The sequence below is a fragment of the Caenimonas sp. SL110 genome, assembly GCF_001044395.1.
GTDB lineage: Bacteria > Pseudomonadota > Gammaproteobacteria > Burkholderiales > Burkholderiaceae_C > Ramlibacter.
The window spans coordinates 1-12,750 of the sequence record NZ_JANU01000053.1; the positions used below are offsets into that span (position 1 = coordinate 1).

The window sequence follows — 12,750 nt, forward strand, 5'->3', positions numbered from 1 at the left end:
CGCGAGCCGCAGCGGGTTGCGGATGTGGTTGTTGAGCGACTGCGGCTCGCGCAGCCGCACGATCGTGCGGGCCTGGTAGTGATCCTGGAGATTCGCACCGACATCGGGTGCATCAACCAGGACCGGGATGCCGGCCCTCTTGAGCACCGCCTGCGGACCAATGCCCGAAAGCTGCAGCAACTGCGGCGACTGGATGGCACCCGCCGAGACAATGACCTCGGCGTGCGCAGTGGCCGAACCGCGCTGGCCGTCGCGCACCCACTCCACCCCGGCGGCACGCGACCCGTCAAAGAGCACGCGCGTGACGTGCACACCGGTGAGAACAGTCAGGTTGCGACGATGCAGCACAGGCCGCAGGAACGCCGCTGAAGCGCTTGAGCGCCAGCCACCCGAAAGCGTCAGGTGGTACGCGCCGACGCCATAGTCGCTCTCGCCGTTGAAGTCGGCGTTGCGCGGCAGGCCGTACTCATGCGCGGCGTCGAGCCAGCGCCTGCAAAACGGATGGTCATTGCGCAATTCAGAGACGCCGAGTTCGCCCTGCGTGCCGTGGAAGGGCGAGCCCGCACCGCTGAAGGCCTCGGACTTCCTGAAGTACGGCAGGACCGACGCATAGTCCCAGCCTGGCGCTCCCTCGCTGGCCCACACGTCGAAATCCTGCTTCTGCCCGCGCAGGTAGATCAGGCCATTGATGGAGCTCGATCCGCCCAGGATGCGGCCGCGCGGCCAGGCGACCTTTCTTCCCTTGAGCACGTCGCCTCCTTCGGCCTGGAAGATGCGGGAGAAACGCTCGTCGTAGATCGTCTTGAAGTAGCCCACCGGCAACTTCAGCCAGAAGTTGCGATCAGGCCCGCCAGCTTCCACAAGCAGCACGCGTGCAGCCGGGTCCGCCGACAGCCGGTTGGCGAGCACGCAGCCTGCCGAACCTGCACCGACGATGATGAAGTCGTAGCCACCAGGGATGCCGGCCATGTCGCTGGCGAACCGTTGCATAATGCCCCGAAAGATCTAAAGATCAAAAGTATGGTTAATAGTACTTATAAAATTCCGGCGGTGTCAAGCCCCCTCGCGGAAAGCCCCATTCCGCTCTACCTTCGGGTAGCGGACATCCTGCGCGAGCGCATCAACAAACGCGAGTGGCCCGCAGGCAGCCTCATCCCGACGCTGGAGGCACTGGCGCAGGAATTCGGCGTGGCCCGCGTGACGGTTCGCCAGTCGGTGCAGCTACTCACGAAAGAGGGCCTGCTCGTCCCTCGCCGCGGCCATGGCACGGTCGTCACCCTGACGCAAGACGCGCCCAAGACCGTGGTCATGAAGTCGTCCCTGCGGTCGCTGGCATCGATGTATGAGTCGACCAGCGCGAAGATGCTCACCTACGACGAAAGCCACGCGATGCCAAAGCTGCAACCCGGCGCGGGCAAGCTTGGCAAGAGCTACGTCTTCATGAGGCGGCAGCACTTCACCGAAGGCAAGCCCTACGCCCTCATCTCGTTGTACCTGCTGCAAGAGATCTTCCAGCGCTCGCCGGAAACATTTCGCACGCACGCTGTGATCCCGCAACTGCTGAAGATGAAGTCAGTCAAGATCCATCGCGCGCACCAGGCGATGACGATAGGCGCGGCCGACACCGAAGCGGCACGTCTGCTGCGCGTTCAGCCCGGCACCCCCGTGGCGCATGTGACGCGCATCTTCCTGGACGCTTCGGACAAGGTGCTCTATTACGCCGAGGTGGTCTATCGAGGTGACTGGGTCAAGTGGGAGATTGAGCTGCAGACATAGCCCCGACTCTGCACTGGACAAGGTCAAGGCGCGAACGGCGGTTCTGGCTGGATGCCCAGGCGCTTGCGTTCTTTCGCGGCGGGGAACCCGATGTCACGTTCGATCCAGCTGCGAAAGCGCAGCGCGCTGCCGTCCGTGGCCTTGCCCAGATGTTCGACCAGCGCGTCATCGCGCACATGCATCGCCTCAGGCTGCCCCATCCGCCGCACACGCCCGGGATAAGCCGCGACCAACACGCGATCGGCAGAGATTCCTGCAGCAACACGCCGTGCATCGGCCAGATGAATCCAGCGGCAGTGGTCCTCGTCTTCGACCACGCGCAACGCCACCCCCTTGTACGAAAAGTATTTGCCGTGCACCGGAAGCCACGCAGCAGCCCGGACGTTGTAATGCGCATTGCCCAGCAGATTGATCAAGGGCCGCGCGATCGCTATGGCCCAGGCCACGCCGGTCATCATGATCCAGAAGGCGCTCATGCGCCACGCGATGGCGGCATAGGCCAGCGTGCACAGCGCGATCTGCACAGATGGGTAGCGCAGCCAGCGCAACAGCATCGGAGCAGATTCGGGGTCCACGTACGTCGCCTTTACTTGCGGTTCTTCGGCTTCGCAGGCAGGCCCGTCAACACCATCCCGATCAGCACCAGCGCCGCCGCCACCGTGAACCCCACCGGCCCTTCGGGTACCACCCATGTCGCGTACTGCGGGTAGGCCTGCGCCAGGGTCTGCAACGCGGGCAGCTTGGCTGCTACCCGCTCGGTGTTGACAGCCATCAGCCCTGCCCGCGCGAACACGGCGCCCAGGATCAGGATGGCGCCAGCCAGGAAGACGACCTTGCCGATCACCTGCGCTTGCCGGGGAAACCTGCCAATCAACGAGTTCAACCAGTTCATGTGCCGACTCTAGCGCAGCGCATCCCACAGGTCGCGCCGCAGCAGCCATACTCGGACATTGACCCGTGACCCCTCTACCTCATCCATGTCTTTGTCCCGACGCACCGTCCTGCTGGCCCTGATGGCTTGCGGCCTGGAAGCCAACGCAGCAGCAGCCCAGCTACCTCCACACTCCACCGTCCCCGGCGGCGTTGCCCGCATTCCGCTAGGCGCGTCACGCGAGCGGCCAACGGCGCATCAGGGACAGGTGCCCTTGCTCGTGGTGGGCGACTCATCCGCATGGACCGCGCTCGTCGGCATTGCGCTGTCTGCGTCTTTGGGCACCGAAAAGATCCAGGTTCAGATGGACGGTGGCGCTGCGCGCTCCATCGACTACGAAGTCCGCCCGAAAAAATATCGCGAGCAGCGGCTGCGGGTTGCGCCGGGCCATGTGGACCTGTCGCCCGCAGACCAGGCGCGTTACGAGCGCGAACGCGAGCACATGGCAAAGGTCATGGCCACGTTCTCTGCGCCGGTTGACGGCGATGCGTTGACGATGGCTGCGCCCGTGCCCGGTCCGCGCTCAAGCTCTTTCGGCCTGCGGCGGGTCTTCAACGGACAGGCACGCTCGCCGCACTCGGGCATGGACATCGCGGCACCGTCGGGCACGCCTGTGAAGGCGCCGCTGGCAGCCAGGGTGATCGACACCGGCGACTACTTCTTCAATGGCGGGACGGTGTGGCTGGACCACGGCGGCGGGCTGCTCACGCTGTATTGCCACCTGAGTGCGACCAGCGTGCGCGTGGGCGATGTGCTGCGTGCCGGAGAGCCTTTAGGTGCCGTCGGCGCGACCGGCCGTGCCACCGGTCCGCATCTGCACTGGGGCGTGATGCTGAACCGGACGATGGTGGACCCGGATCTGTTTCTGGCCCAGGTCAGTTAACAGGCTCTAGCGACGGAATCTGCCGTCCTGCCCGATGATCGAGAGGTCGGCGAAGTCCAGGCCCGAGTGATCTTCGGGTGAATAGCTGACCTCCATCCCGCCCAGGTCGAACTTCCTGATCGACTCCAGCGCGGTGATCAGCTTGGCGCGGGTGGGCTTGGGGCCTGCCTTGCGCAATCCTTCGACCAGTATCTTGGCGGCAGCAAAGCCTTCGAGCATGGCAGGGCTGAGTTCGACACCCTTGGCCCTGGCGAGTGCGGCTGCTTCTTTCACGAACGCGAATTCAGCCGAGCGCTCCGAAGGGAACACCTGCGTGACGATCACACCCGTCGCCACATCGCCCAGGCTCTTGATGAACCCCGATGACGCATTGTTCGACAGTGTCACGACCCGCGCTGCGGACTTGGCAGCGCGCAAGGCCTTCACACCTTCGGCCACCGCACCGCCCGATGCGATCCACACGACGGCCTGCGATTCCTTCTGCAGCAGCACAGGGATGATTGCGGCAAAGTCCGGCTTGGACCGATCAGCCTTGATGCTCGCCACCGCCTGGATGCCCGCCTTCTTGAAACCCTTTTGCGCGCCCTCCAGGCCGTCCGCGCCAAACGAGTCGTCTGCATAGACCACGGCGATTCGTGTGATGCCGACGGTGTGCAGATGCAGCACCGCCTTCTCGACCTCGCGCTGGTAGGTCGCGCGCACGTTGAAGATGTGTTTCTGGAACGGTGTGTGCAGCACCGCAGCCCCGGTCGACGGGCCGACCAGCGCGATGCGGTTGGCGTCCAGCAGCGGGATGATGGCCTGGGTGTGCGGCGTGCCGCGATTGAGAAACATCGCCAGGACATTTTTCTCTTCGATCAGGACCTTGGCGTTTTCTGCGGCGATCTTCGGATCGAACTTGTCGTCCATGGCGATCACTTCGATCTTCTGGCCGTTGACGCCGCCTGAGGCGTTGACCTGGTCAATCCACAGTCTTGCGCCCTCGGACGTTTCCTTCACGCCGGCAGCGACCGTGCCGGTAAAGCCAGCGGTCTGGCCGATAAGAATTTGCGCCGTGCACAGCACGGGCGCAACTAAAACGGCCAGGGCCAGTAGTGCTCGCCTCATGACATATCCCTTTCAATCCAGGCGTTGAAGGTAAGCGCTTTCAGGTCGCTGGACTGTTAGGGTTTTCATGTGCGCGACGCCCCGTTACGTTTGAGAACGCTCAGGCTTTGGGCAAGCGGTGCAGCGCGCAGAGCTTGTTGCCGTCGGGGTCGCGCATGTAGGCCAGGTACAGCTTGCTCGCGCCGTTGTCGCGGATACCCGGCGGGTCTTCGCAGGTGGTGCCGCCGTTGGCCATGCCGGCCGCGTGCCACGCCTGGACCTGCTCTGGCGAGCTGCAGGTGAACCCGACGGTGCTGCCGTTGCCGATGGTCTGCGGCTCGCCGTTGATCGGCAGCGATGCACCGAACGATCCGGTTGGCGAACGCCAGAAAACGCGGTGACGATCCACCGTGCCGGGCGCGATTCCGATGGAGCCGAGGACTGCATCGTAGAAGCGCCTGGAACGCTCGATATCGGCAATGCCGACCATGACGTGAGAAAACATGAAAACTCCTCTTGGGTTGAACTGCAAAACCGGTCATGAACCAAGTGGGTATCGTAAGTGACTACAGTCAGGCCATGACTTACGAACTCCACTACTGGCCCACCATCCAGGGCCGCGGCGAATTTGTCCGGCTCGCGCTCGAAGCGACAGGCACCTCCTACGTCGATGTCGCGCGCAGCGCCGCAGACACCGGCAAGGGCGTCGCCGCGATGCAACGATTCATGGACCTCAAGAGCACGCGGCATCCGCCGTTTGCGCCGCCCTTTCTCAAGGACGGTGATTTCGTCGTCGGGCAGACGGCCGCCATCTTGCAGTACCTCGCGCCCACGCTCAAGCTCGTCGCGCGCAACGAACAGGCGGGCATATGGACGATGCAGATCCAGCTCACCATCGCCGACATGGTGACCGAGGCGCACGACACGCATCACCCGATCGCCTCCAGCCTGTACTACGAAGACCAGAAGGCCGAGGCGCTGCGCCGCGCGGGCGACTTCTGCAAGGAGCGCATGCCGAAATTCATGAAGTGGTTCGAGCGGGTTCTGGCCCAGAACCCGGCGGGCAATCGCTACCTGGTGGGCAACCGCATGAGCTACGCAGACCTGTCGCTGTTCCAGCTGGTGGAGGGATTGCGCTATGCGTTTCCGCTCGCATCTGAAAAAGTGCTGGTGCGCACGCCGCTGGTGCTCGCCCTGCATCACCGCATCGCCACCCAGCCGCGCGTGGCGGCCTACCTGAAAAGCGACCGGCGGCTTGCGTTCAGCGAAGAGGGGGTTTTTCGGAGGTATCCGGAGCTGGATGTGGGCTGACCTGACCAGCCGCACCCGATGCCATCAGGTCTTCGATCTGCTCAGGCGAATACCCCAATTCCGTGAGCACATCCACACTGTCCTGTCCGCACAGCGGCGCCTGCCTCGTGAACTGCGCCGGCGTCCTGGACCACGTCGATCCGCCGCGCATCGAGCGAATCCGGCCCTGCGTTGGGTGATCGACCCACTGGAAGAACCCGACATCGGCCAGATGCGGATCGTCGATCAGCGACTCCAGCGTGTTCACCGCCATCACCGGCAGGTCGATGGCCTGCAGCGTCTCGACCCACTCTGCCGTGGTGCGCGTGATGAGCACGCCCGCGACGATCTCACCAAGCTGGTCCATGTTGCGCCCGCGTGCGCCGTTGTCTTCAAAGCGCGGATCGCTCACAAGTTCAGGCTTGCCCGCCATCTCGCAAAACCGCTGCCACTGCCGGTTCGTGTAGATCATCGCGGCGACATGACCGTCGCTCGTCTTGTAGGGCTTGCGGCTCGGCGACAGTGACCTGCCGTAACCCGCCGGCCCCAGCGGCGGATCGAAACTCTCGCCGGCAAGATGCTCGCCGAGCACCATCTCGGCCATCGTCTCGAACATCGACAGCTCGACCTCCTGGCCCTCGCCCGTGCGCTCGCGATGGAACAGCGCCGAGGTCACGCAGTACACCGCCTTCATCGCGATCAGGCGGTCGATCAGGTTGATCGGCGTGTAGTGCATGTGGCCGGTGGACCGCTCGAACAGGTGCGGCAACGCGACTGCGCTCTGGATCAGGTCGTCATAGGCGGGCCGCGCCGCATAGCGCCCGCCCTGTCCGTAGCCAAACGCACCGCAGTACACGATGCCCGGATTAAGTTTGGCGACATCTGCATACGCCAGCCCCAGCCGTGCCATCGCCTGCGGACGCATGTTGTGAAAGAGGACATCGGCGGTCTGGAGCAACTTCATCAGCGCCTGGAGACCTGCCGGTTGCTTCAGGTCCAGCACCAGGCTGCGCTTGTTGCGGTTGATGTGCATGAAAAGCGAACCCATGCCGGGGTTGCGCGCGGCACCTGCACCTCGCGTGGCGTCGCCGCCGGGCGCTTCGATCTTGATGACGTCGGCGCCCATGTCGCCCAGGATCTGGGTGGCCGTCGGGCCCAGCAGCACAGCCGTCAGATCGACGACGCGAACACCGGCCAATGGCCCGGACATGCTGGGCGGCCTCAGTAGGTCGGAACGCGCTTGGCCTCGATCGCATCGAGCGCCGCTTCGTAGTCGGGTCCGGCCAGCAGGCGGCCCTGCTGCAGCAGGTTGAACTCCCACTCGCTGCTCAGGGTGCCGCCGTCCATCGAACGGCGCAGCGCGATCTTGGCGGCGCGCAGTGCGTCTGCCGACCGGCAGGCCAGGTCCCTGGCGAAGGCCTGGCCTTCTTCAACCAGCTTGGAATCGTCTTCGGCCAGATGCGTTGCAAGCCCGATGCGCACAGCCTCTTCGCCGTACACGCGTTGCGCGCGCATGATCATGTTGGCGGCGCGCTCCAGGCCGATCAGGCGCGGCAGCATGTAGTTGGCGCCCAGCGGAGACATGCAACCGATGGCCGTCCAGTTCTCGTGGAAGAACGAGGTTTTGGAAACGACGCGAAAGTCGGTGGCGATGGCGATGTCGCAACCGGTGCCCACAGCTCCGCCGTTGACGATGGCCACCGTGGGCTTGTTGCACATCTTGATCTGGCGCACCACGCCCTGGAAGTAGCCGTAGACCTCACGCTGGACCTGGTCGGGCGTCATCTGCTGCACTTCGCGCAGGAACCCCTTGTCACCGCCCGATGAAAAGTCCTTGCCGTTGCCGGTGAAGGTGATCGCGCGTACGCCGGGGTCGGCTTCGTAGGCCTTGATGACGTCCATCACCTTGCCGATGAACTTCGGCACCAGGCCGTTGCGCGTTTCCGGGCGGTTGAAAATAATCTGGCCGACGCGATCAACGACGCGGGTCTGGAGTTCTTCGCTCATGGTTCTTTCCTTGATTGAGGTTGCCTGTGTTCAATGGGCAGCAGCGGCGCGGACCAGGTGTTTCGCGATCGTGATCTGCTGGATCTGCGTGGTGCCTTCGTAGATTCGGAATATGCGCGCGTCGCGATAGAGCCGCTCCACTGGGCAATCCTGCATATAACCGGCGCCGCCAAATATCTGCACTGCACGGTCAGCCACGCGGCCGACCATCTCGGATGCATACATCTTGCAGCACGCTGCGTCCATCGAGAAATCTTCGCCCCGATCGCAACGCGCTGCGGTCTGCATGACCAGCGAACGTGCGGCGAGGTACTCGGCCTGGCTGTCGGCAATCATGGCCTGCACCAGCTGGAAATCGGCAATAGCCTGCCCGAACTGCCGGCGCTCCAGCGCATAGCGAAGCATCTCGTCGATGAGGCGACGCGCAAGGCCCACCGAGGCAGCGCCGATGTGCACACGCCCACGATCAATCGTTCGCATGGTGAGCTTGAAGCCTTTGCCCTCTTCGCCAAGAAGCGCATCCGCAGGAACCACGCAGTCCTCGAAGTACAGGTCGCCCGTATGCGCGCCTTGCTGGCCCATCTTGCGGTCGGGTGGAGCCTGCGTCATGCCGGGTGTTGCGCGCTCCACGAGGAAGACCGATACGCCGTTGCCACCGGTCGAGCCGGGCTCCGTGCGGGCGACGACATTGATGAGGTCCGCTTCCGATGCGCCGGTAATGAACCGCTTGCCGCCGTTGATGACCCAGCATCCATCCTCGCGTTTGTGCGCGCGGGTGTTGAGGGCGGTGGCATCTGAGCCGCTGGATGGCTCGGTCAGGGCGAACGCAGTGAGCAACTCGCCCGATGCGATGCGCGGCAGGTAGTGGTTTCGCTGCTGGTCGGTACCGCCCCAGAGAATGGCACGGCCGCCCAGGCTGTTGTTGGCTCCGACGTAGCCGCGAAACGCGGGCGCTGCATAGCAGAGCTCGAACACCACCTGCACTTCTTCGCTCGCGTTGAGTTCGAGGCCGCCGTACTGGGCAGGCAGCGTCATGCCGAACAGGCCGAGCTGGCGCATGTCCTGGATGACATCTTGCGGAATCTGGTCGGTCGATGCGACCTGCGCTTCCACGGGGATCAGGCGCTCGCGCACAAAGCGGGCCACGCTGGCGGTGAATTCCTTGAGGGTTTCTGCGTCAAGTGCCAACGGATGTCCTTCCTTCTTCGAGAACTGTCATTGCGAACCGGGACCGCAGGGGTCCTTCGAACCCGCCGCAATCCATCTCATCAACCCGCCGTCGCGCGCCGAATCATGTGTTTCGCAATCGTGACCTGCTGGATCTGCGTCGTGCCTTCGTAGATGCGGAACACGCGCACATCGCGATACAGCCTCTCGACCACGCTGTCCTGCATATACCCCGCACCACCAAAAATCTGTACCGCACGGTCGGCCACGCGGCCCACCATTTCGGATGCGAACATCTTGCAGCACGACGCTTCCATCGAAATGTTCTCGCCCGCATCGCAACGCGCAGCGCTGTCAATCACCAGGGCACGCGCGGCCGCCATCTCGGCCTGGCTGTCGGCCAGCATGGCCTGGACCAGCTGAAACTCGGCAATGGGCTTGCCGAACTGGCGGCGCTCCATCGCGTACTTCAGCGACTCGTCAATCAGCCGCCTTGCGACACCCACGCAGATCGCACCCATGTGCAGACGACTGCGGTCAATCCCCTGCATCGTCAGCTCAAATCCCCTGCCCTCGACGCCGAGCAGCGCAGAAGCCGGCAGCACGCAATCATTGAACGACAGGTCAGCCACATGCGTGCCCTGCTGACCCATCTTCTTTTCTGGTTTGCCGCGCGCAAGGCCCGGCGTATCACCCGGCACCAGGAACACCGACACGCCTTTGCCGCCCACCGATTGCGGGTCGCTGCGCGCCACCACGATGAAGACATCGGCGATGTCGGCGTGCGTGATGTAGGTCTTGCGGCCCGACAGCACCCACGAGCCATCAGCCTGCTTCGTTGCCTTGGTCTTGAGCGCGGCGGCGTCTGAACCAGTCTCCGGCTCCGTCAATGCGAACGCGGTGACGATCTCACCGGACGCGATACCGGTGAGGTACTTGTCCTTCATCGGCTCGCTGCCACCCACCAGTATTGCGCGGCCCCCCAGGCCGTTGTTCGCGCCCAGATAGCCGCGAAACGCCGGCGCGGCATAGCAGAGCTCGAATACCACGCGCACTTCTTCCGACGCATTGAGGTTCAGCCCGCCGAATTGCTCGGGCAGCGTCATGCCAAAGAGACCCAGTTCGCCCATGCCGCGCAGCAGATCGTCGGGAATCCGATCGTCGGCAGCCACCTGCGCCTCGGCGGGAATCAACCGTTCGCGCACGAAGCGCGCCACGGTGTCGGTGAATTGCGCCAGGCTTTCCGCGTCGAGTGCCACGCTGTGTCCTTCAGTTGATGTGAACGGGTTACTCGGCCTTGATGTCGGCCTTGCGGATCACGTCGCGCCACTTGGGCAGCTCCGAGCGAATCAGCGCCATCAGGTCCGACGGAGGGCCACCTGCGGGCAGTGCGCCCAGGTCTTCCAGCTTCTTGACGACTTCGGGGTTCTTCAGCACGGCCTGGAATGCGTCGTTCAGGCGCCTGACGATGGGCTCGGGTGTGCCAGCGGGTGCAACCATGCCAAACCAGGCGGTCACTTCAAAGCCGGGATAGGTCTCGGCAATCGCCGGCACATCAGGAATCGATGGCAGGCGCTGGGCAGAGGCAACCGCGATGGCGCGCAGCTTGCCGGCCTTGACGTGCGTGTTGGCGATGATGGTGCTGGTGAACATCATGTGCACCTGGCCGCCCAGCAGGTCGGACTGCGCAGCGCCCTCACCCTTGTACGGAACGTGCAGCATCTTGATGCCGGCCACGTTGCTGAGCAGTTCGCCCGACAGGTGCTGCGTGGTGCCCACGCCGCCGGTTGCATAGGAATACTTGCCGGGGTTGGCCTTGGCCAGCGCCACCAGTTCGCGCATGTTGTTGGCCGGTACGCTGGGATGCACGGCCAGCATGCTGTACGAACGCGCGAGCAGCATGATGGGCGCGAAATCCTTCAGCGGATCGTAGGGAACATTGGCGATCAGGCTCGGGTTGACAGCCAGCGGCCCGATGGTCGAAAGCCCGATCGTGTAGCCGTCCGGCGTGGCCTTGGCGATGGCGTCCGTGCCTGGAATTCCATTGGCGCCAGGCTTGTTCTCGACGATCACGTTCTGGCCGACGGATTCGGTCAGTTTCTGCGCCATGACGCGCGCAAGCACATCGGTGGGGCCGCCGGCCGCGTACGGCACGATCATGCGGATCGGCTTGTTGGGATACGCCTGCGCCATGGCGCCAGTAGCGAATACGGTTGCGGTTGCAACAACCGATGCGAGCAAACGGGATGCGAACTTCCGGACCATGTGTGTGTCTCCTGTAATTTTCGGGATGCAAGGGCATATTGCGCCCGCATTCACACGCTGACAATTGACGTTTATTGACCTGGGTGGAAGTTGATTCAACTCACCAGCCGCCAAACGACAATCCACCGTTCACGCTCAGGGTTTGCCCTGTGATTTGCGATGCTGCATCGCTCGCGAAGAAGGTCACGGCCTCCGCGACTTCCTCGGCTGTCGGTGCGCGCCCCTGCGGAAAACGCGCAACTGCCTTGGAGAACAGCTTGTTGCCGAAACTCTCGTTGGCGAACATGCGGTCCCAGCTGGTGGTGTTGGACGTGATCGTGAGCGCAACCGAGTTCACGCGAACCTTGTCCCTGGCGAACTCGCGCGCGAGTGCTTTGGACATGAGGATGACGGCCGCCCCCGCCGCGCCGATCACCGATTCGCCCGGCGTCGGATGGCGCGCGGCATCGGTGCCGATCATCACGACCGAGCCGCCACCGGCTGCGCGCATGTGCGGCAACGCAGCATGCACCGGCAGGATTCGGCCCATCACGCGCACCCGAAATCCAGACTCGATCTGCTCGGGCGTCATATCGGCAAACGGCATCGGTCCGAGCGGATTTTGCGCACCCGAACTCACCAGCACATCGATGCGGCCCATGCGGCGTGCCGCCTGTGCAGCAACGTCGGTGCAACTGGCTGCGTCGCACGAGTCACCCTGCAGGAAGAAGCAATCGGGCGAGAGCTCACGCAGCCTCGTTGCAGCAGCTTCACCCGTTTCGGCCGAGCGTCCGGTAATTGCAATCACGGCGCCATCGCGCGCCATCCGCTGCGCGACCGCGAAGCCGATTCCCCCGGAGCCGCCGGTGATGAGGACAGCCTTGCCCTTCATCGATATCTCCGCTGCACAAACTCGGCGACGCACACCGGCTTGGTCTCGCCTTCACGCTCCACGCTCATGTCCCAGGTCAGCTGCAAGCCATTGCCCGCGACTTCCTCGCAGGCCAGCAATTTGATGTGGCATCGCAGGCGGCTTCCGACTGGCACTGGCGCCGGAAACCGCACCTTGTTCAGGCCGTAGTTGACGCCGATTCGCATCTGCTCGACCTTGATGGTCGTTGCGTACATTTTTGGCAGCAATGAGAGTGTGAGGAAGCCGTGCGCGATGGTTGTCCCATAGGGCCCGTCCTTGGCGCGGACGGGGTCCACGTGAATCCACTGGTGGTCGCCGGTGGCCTCTGCGAAGAGGTCGATCTGCGCCTGGGTTACTTCAGTCCACTCGCTGGTGCCAATGTCCTGGCCGACCAGCGGCGGGAGTTCATCGAGCGTTGCAAAGACTCTCATGTGCTGTCTCCTTTCGTTATCA

Annotated in this window: 15 protein-coding genes; 3 read left to right on the forward strand and 12 right to left on the reverse strand. The window is 63.8% G+C overall.

Annotated features, from left to right (window positions below; translation table 11 throughout):
• On the reverse strand, nt 1-990 hold a 990-nt coding region (locus AQ12_RS19465), incomplete at its 3' end, for a GMC family oxidoreductase (protein WP_238587773.1).
• Between the two features lie 60 nt (nt 991-1,050).
• Here AQ12_RS19465 and AQ12_RS19470 point away from each other — a divergent pair.
• The gene (locus AQ12_RS19470; RefSeq protein ID WP_161799049.1) at nt 1,051-1,776 is read left to right on the forward strand and encodes a GntR family transcriptional regulator; all 726 of its coding nucleotides are present in this window, start codon (nt 1,051-1,053) and stop codon (nt 1,774-1,776) included.
• Between the two features lie 23 nt (nt 1,777-1,799).
• Here AQ12_RS19470 and AQ12_RS19475 read toward each other — a convergent pair whose 3' ends face one another.
• Nucleotides 1,800-2,351 carry a hypothetical protein gene (locus tag AQ12_RS19475; RefSeq protein ID WP_152682871.1) on the reverse strand — a complete coding sequence of 184 codons (552 nt, stop codon included), beginning with the start codon at nt 2,349-2,351 and terminating at the stop codon, nt 1,800-1,802.
• 11 nt (nt 2,352-2,362) lie between these two features.
• Nucleotides 2,363-2,668 (reverse strand): hypothetical protein, encoded by a 306-nt coding sequence (locus AQ12_RS19480; RefSeq protein WP_048441634.1) that lies wholly within the window; start codon nt 2,666-2,668, stop codon nt 2,363-2,365.
• A gap of 85 nt (nt 2,669-2,753) precedes the next feature.
• On the opposite strand from AQ12_RS19480, the gene AQ12_RS19485 reads away from it, so the two are divergent.
• Nucleotides 2,754-3,590, forward strand: coding sequence for a M23 family metallopeptidase (locus AQ12_RS19485; RefSeq protein ID WP_053076812.1), 837 nt, complete (start codon nt 2,754-2,756; stop codon nt 3,588-3,590).
• 6 nt (nt 3,591-3,596) lie between these two features.
• Here the strand turns inward: AQ12_RS19485 and AQ12_RS19490 are convergent, their stop codons facing one another.
• Complete coding sequence (locus AQ12_RS19490) at nt 3,597-4,697, reverse strand: ABC transporter substrate-binding protein (RefSeq protein WP_048441635.1); 1,101 nt, start codon at nt 4,695-4,697, stop codon at nt 3,597-3,599.
• Nucleotides 4,698-4,797: 100 nt separating this feature from the next.
• On the reverse strand, nt 4,798-5,181 hold the full coding sequence (locus AQ12_RS19495; protein WP_048441636.1) for a VOC family protein: 384 nt from the start codon (nt 5,179-5,181) through the stop codon (nt 4,798-4,800).
• A gap of 74 nt (nt 5,182-5,255) precedes the next feature.
• Between AQ12_RS19495 and AQ12_RS19500 the strand changes: the two genes are divergently transcribed.
• On the forward strand, nt 5,256-5,987 hold the full coding sequence (locus AQ12_RS19500) for a glutathione S-transferase (RefSeq protein ID WP_048441637.1): 732 nt from the start codon (nt 5,256-5,258) through the stop codon (nt 5,985-5,987).
• On the opposite strand, the gene AQ12_RS19505 is transcribed toward AQ12_RS19500, so the two are convergent.
• The 7 genes from AQ12_RS19505 to AQ12_RS19535 form a co-directional block, all read right to left on the reverse strand.
• Entirely contained in the window at nt 5,938-7,176 is a 1,239-nt protein-coding gene (locus tag AQ12_RS19505; protein ID WP_048441638.1) for a CaiB/BaiF CoA-transferase family protein, read from the reverse strand. The genes AQ12_RS19500 and AQ12_RS19505 overlap by 50 nt on opposite strands.
• 11 nt (nt 7,177-7,187) lie before the next feature.
• Complete coding sequence (locus AQ12_RS19510) at nt 7,188-7,973, reverse strand: enoyl-CoA hydratase/isomerase family protein (protein WP_048441639.1); 786 nt, start codon at nt 7,971-7,973, stop codon at nt 7,188-7,190.
• A gap of 30 nt (nt 7,974-8,003) precedes the next feature.
• Entirely contained in the window at nt 8,004-9,161 is a 1,158-nt protein-coding gene (locus AQ12_RS19515) for an acyl-CoA dehydrogenase family protein (RefSeq protein ID WP_048441640.1), read from the reverse strand.
• 80 nt (nt 9,162-9,241) lie between these two features.
• A complete protein-coding gene (locus AQ12_RS19520; RefSeq protein ID WP_048441641.1) occupies nt 9,242-10,399 on the reverse strand; it encodes an acyl-CoA dehydrogenase family protein in 1,158 nt (385 codons plus the stop codon).
• A gap of 28 nt (nt 10,400-10,427) precedes the next feature.
• Nucleotides 10,428-11,405, reverse strand: coding sequence for a tripartite tricarboxylate transporter substrate binding protein (locus AQ12_RS19525; protein WP_048441642.1), 978 nt, complete (start codon nt 11,403-11,405; stop codon nt 10,428-10,430).
• Nucleotides 11,406-11,505: 100 nt separating this feature from the next.
• The gene (locus tag AQ12_RS19530) at nt 11,506-12,276 is read right to left on the reverse strand and encodes an SDR family NAD(P)-dependent oxidoreductase (RefSeq protein ID WP_048441643.1); all 771 of its coding nucleotides are present in this window, start codon (nt 12,274-12,276) and stop codon (nt 11,506-11,508) included.
• The gene (locus AQ12_RS19535; RefSeq protein ID WP_048441644.1) at nt 12,273-12,728 is read right to left on the reverse strand and encodes a MaoC family dehydratase; all 456 of its coding nucleotides are present in this window, start codon (nt 12,726-12,728) and stop codon (nt 12,273-12,275) included. The genes AQ12_RS19530 and AQ12_RS19535 overlap by 4 nt, the downstream gene beginning before the upstream one ends.
• Between the last annotated feature and the right edge of the window lie 22 nt (nt 12,729-12,750).

Bases quoted from the DNA above. Each gene is read 5' to 3' on its own strand.
- AQ12_RS19500 (WP_048441637.1), top strand. From the start codon at position 5,256: ATGACTTACGAACTCCACTACTGGCCCACCATCCAGGGCCGCGGCGAA.
- AQ12_RS19525 (WP_048441642.1), bottom strand. From the start codon at position 11,405: ATGGTCCGGAAGTTCGCATCCCGTTTGCTCGCATCGGTTGTTGCAACC.
- AQ12_RS19490 (WP_048441635.1), bottom strand. From the start codon at position 4,697: ATGAGGCGAGCACTACTGGCCCTGGCCGTTTTAGTTGCGCCCGTGCTG.
- AQ12_RS19505 (WP_048441638.1), bottom strand. From the start codon at position 7,176: ATGTCCGGGCCATTGGCCGGTGTTCGCGTCGTCGATCTGACGGCTGTG.
- AQ12_RS19485 (WP_053076812.1), top strand. From the start codon at position 2,754: ATGTCTTTGTCCCGACGCACCGTCCTGCTGGCCCTGATGGCTTGCGGC.
- AQ12_RS19535 (WP_048441644.1), bottom strand. From the start codon at position 12,728: ATGAGAGTCTTTGCAACGCTCGATGAACTCCCGCCGCTGGTCGGCCAG.
- AQ12_RS19480 (WP_048441634.1), bottom strand. From the start codon at position 2,668: ATGAACTGGTTGAACTCGTTGATTGGCAGGTTTCCCCGGCAAGCGCAG.
- AQ12_RS19530 (WP_048441643.1), bottom strand. From the start codon at position 12,276: ATGAAGGGCAAGGCTGTCCTCATCACCGGCGGCTCCGGGGGAATCGGC.
- AQ12_RS19495 (WP_048441636.1), bottom strand. From the start codon at position 5,181: ATGTTTTCTCACGTCATGGTCGGCATTGCCGATATCGAGCGTTCCAGG.
- AQ12_RS19510 (WP_048441639.1), bottom strand. From the start codon at position 7,973: ATGAGCGAAGAACTCCAGACCCGCGTCGTTGATCGCGTCGGCCAGATT.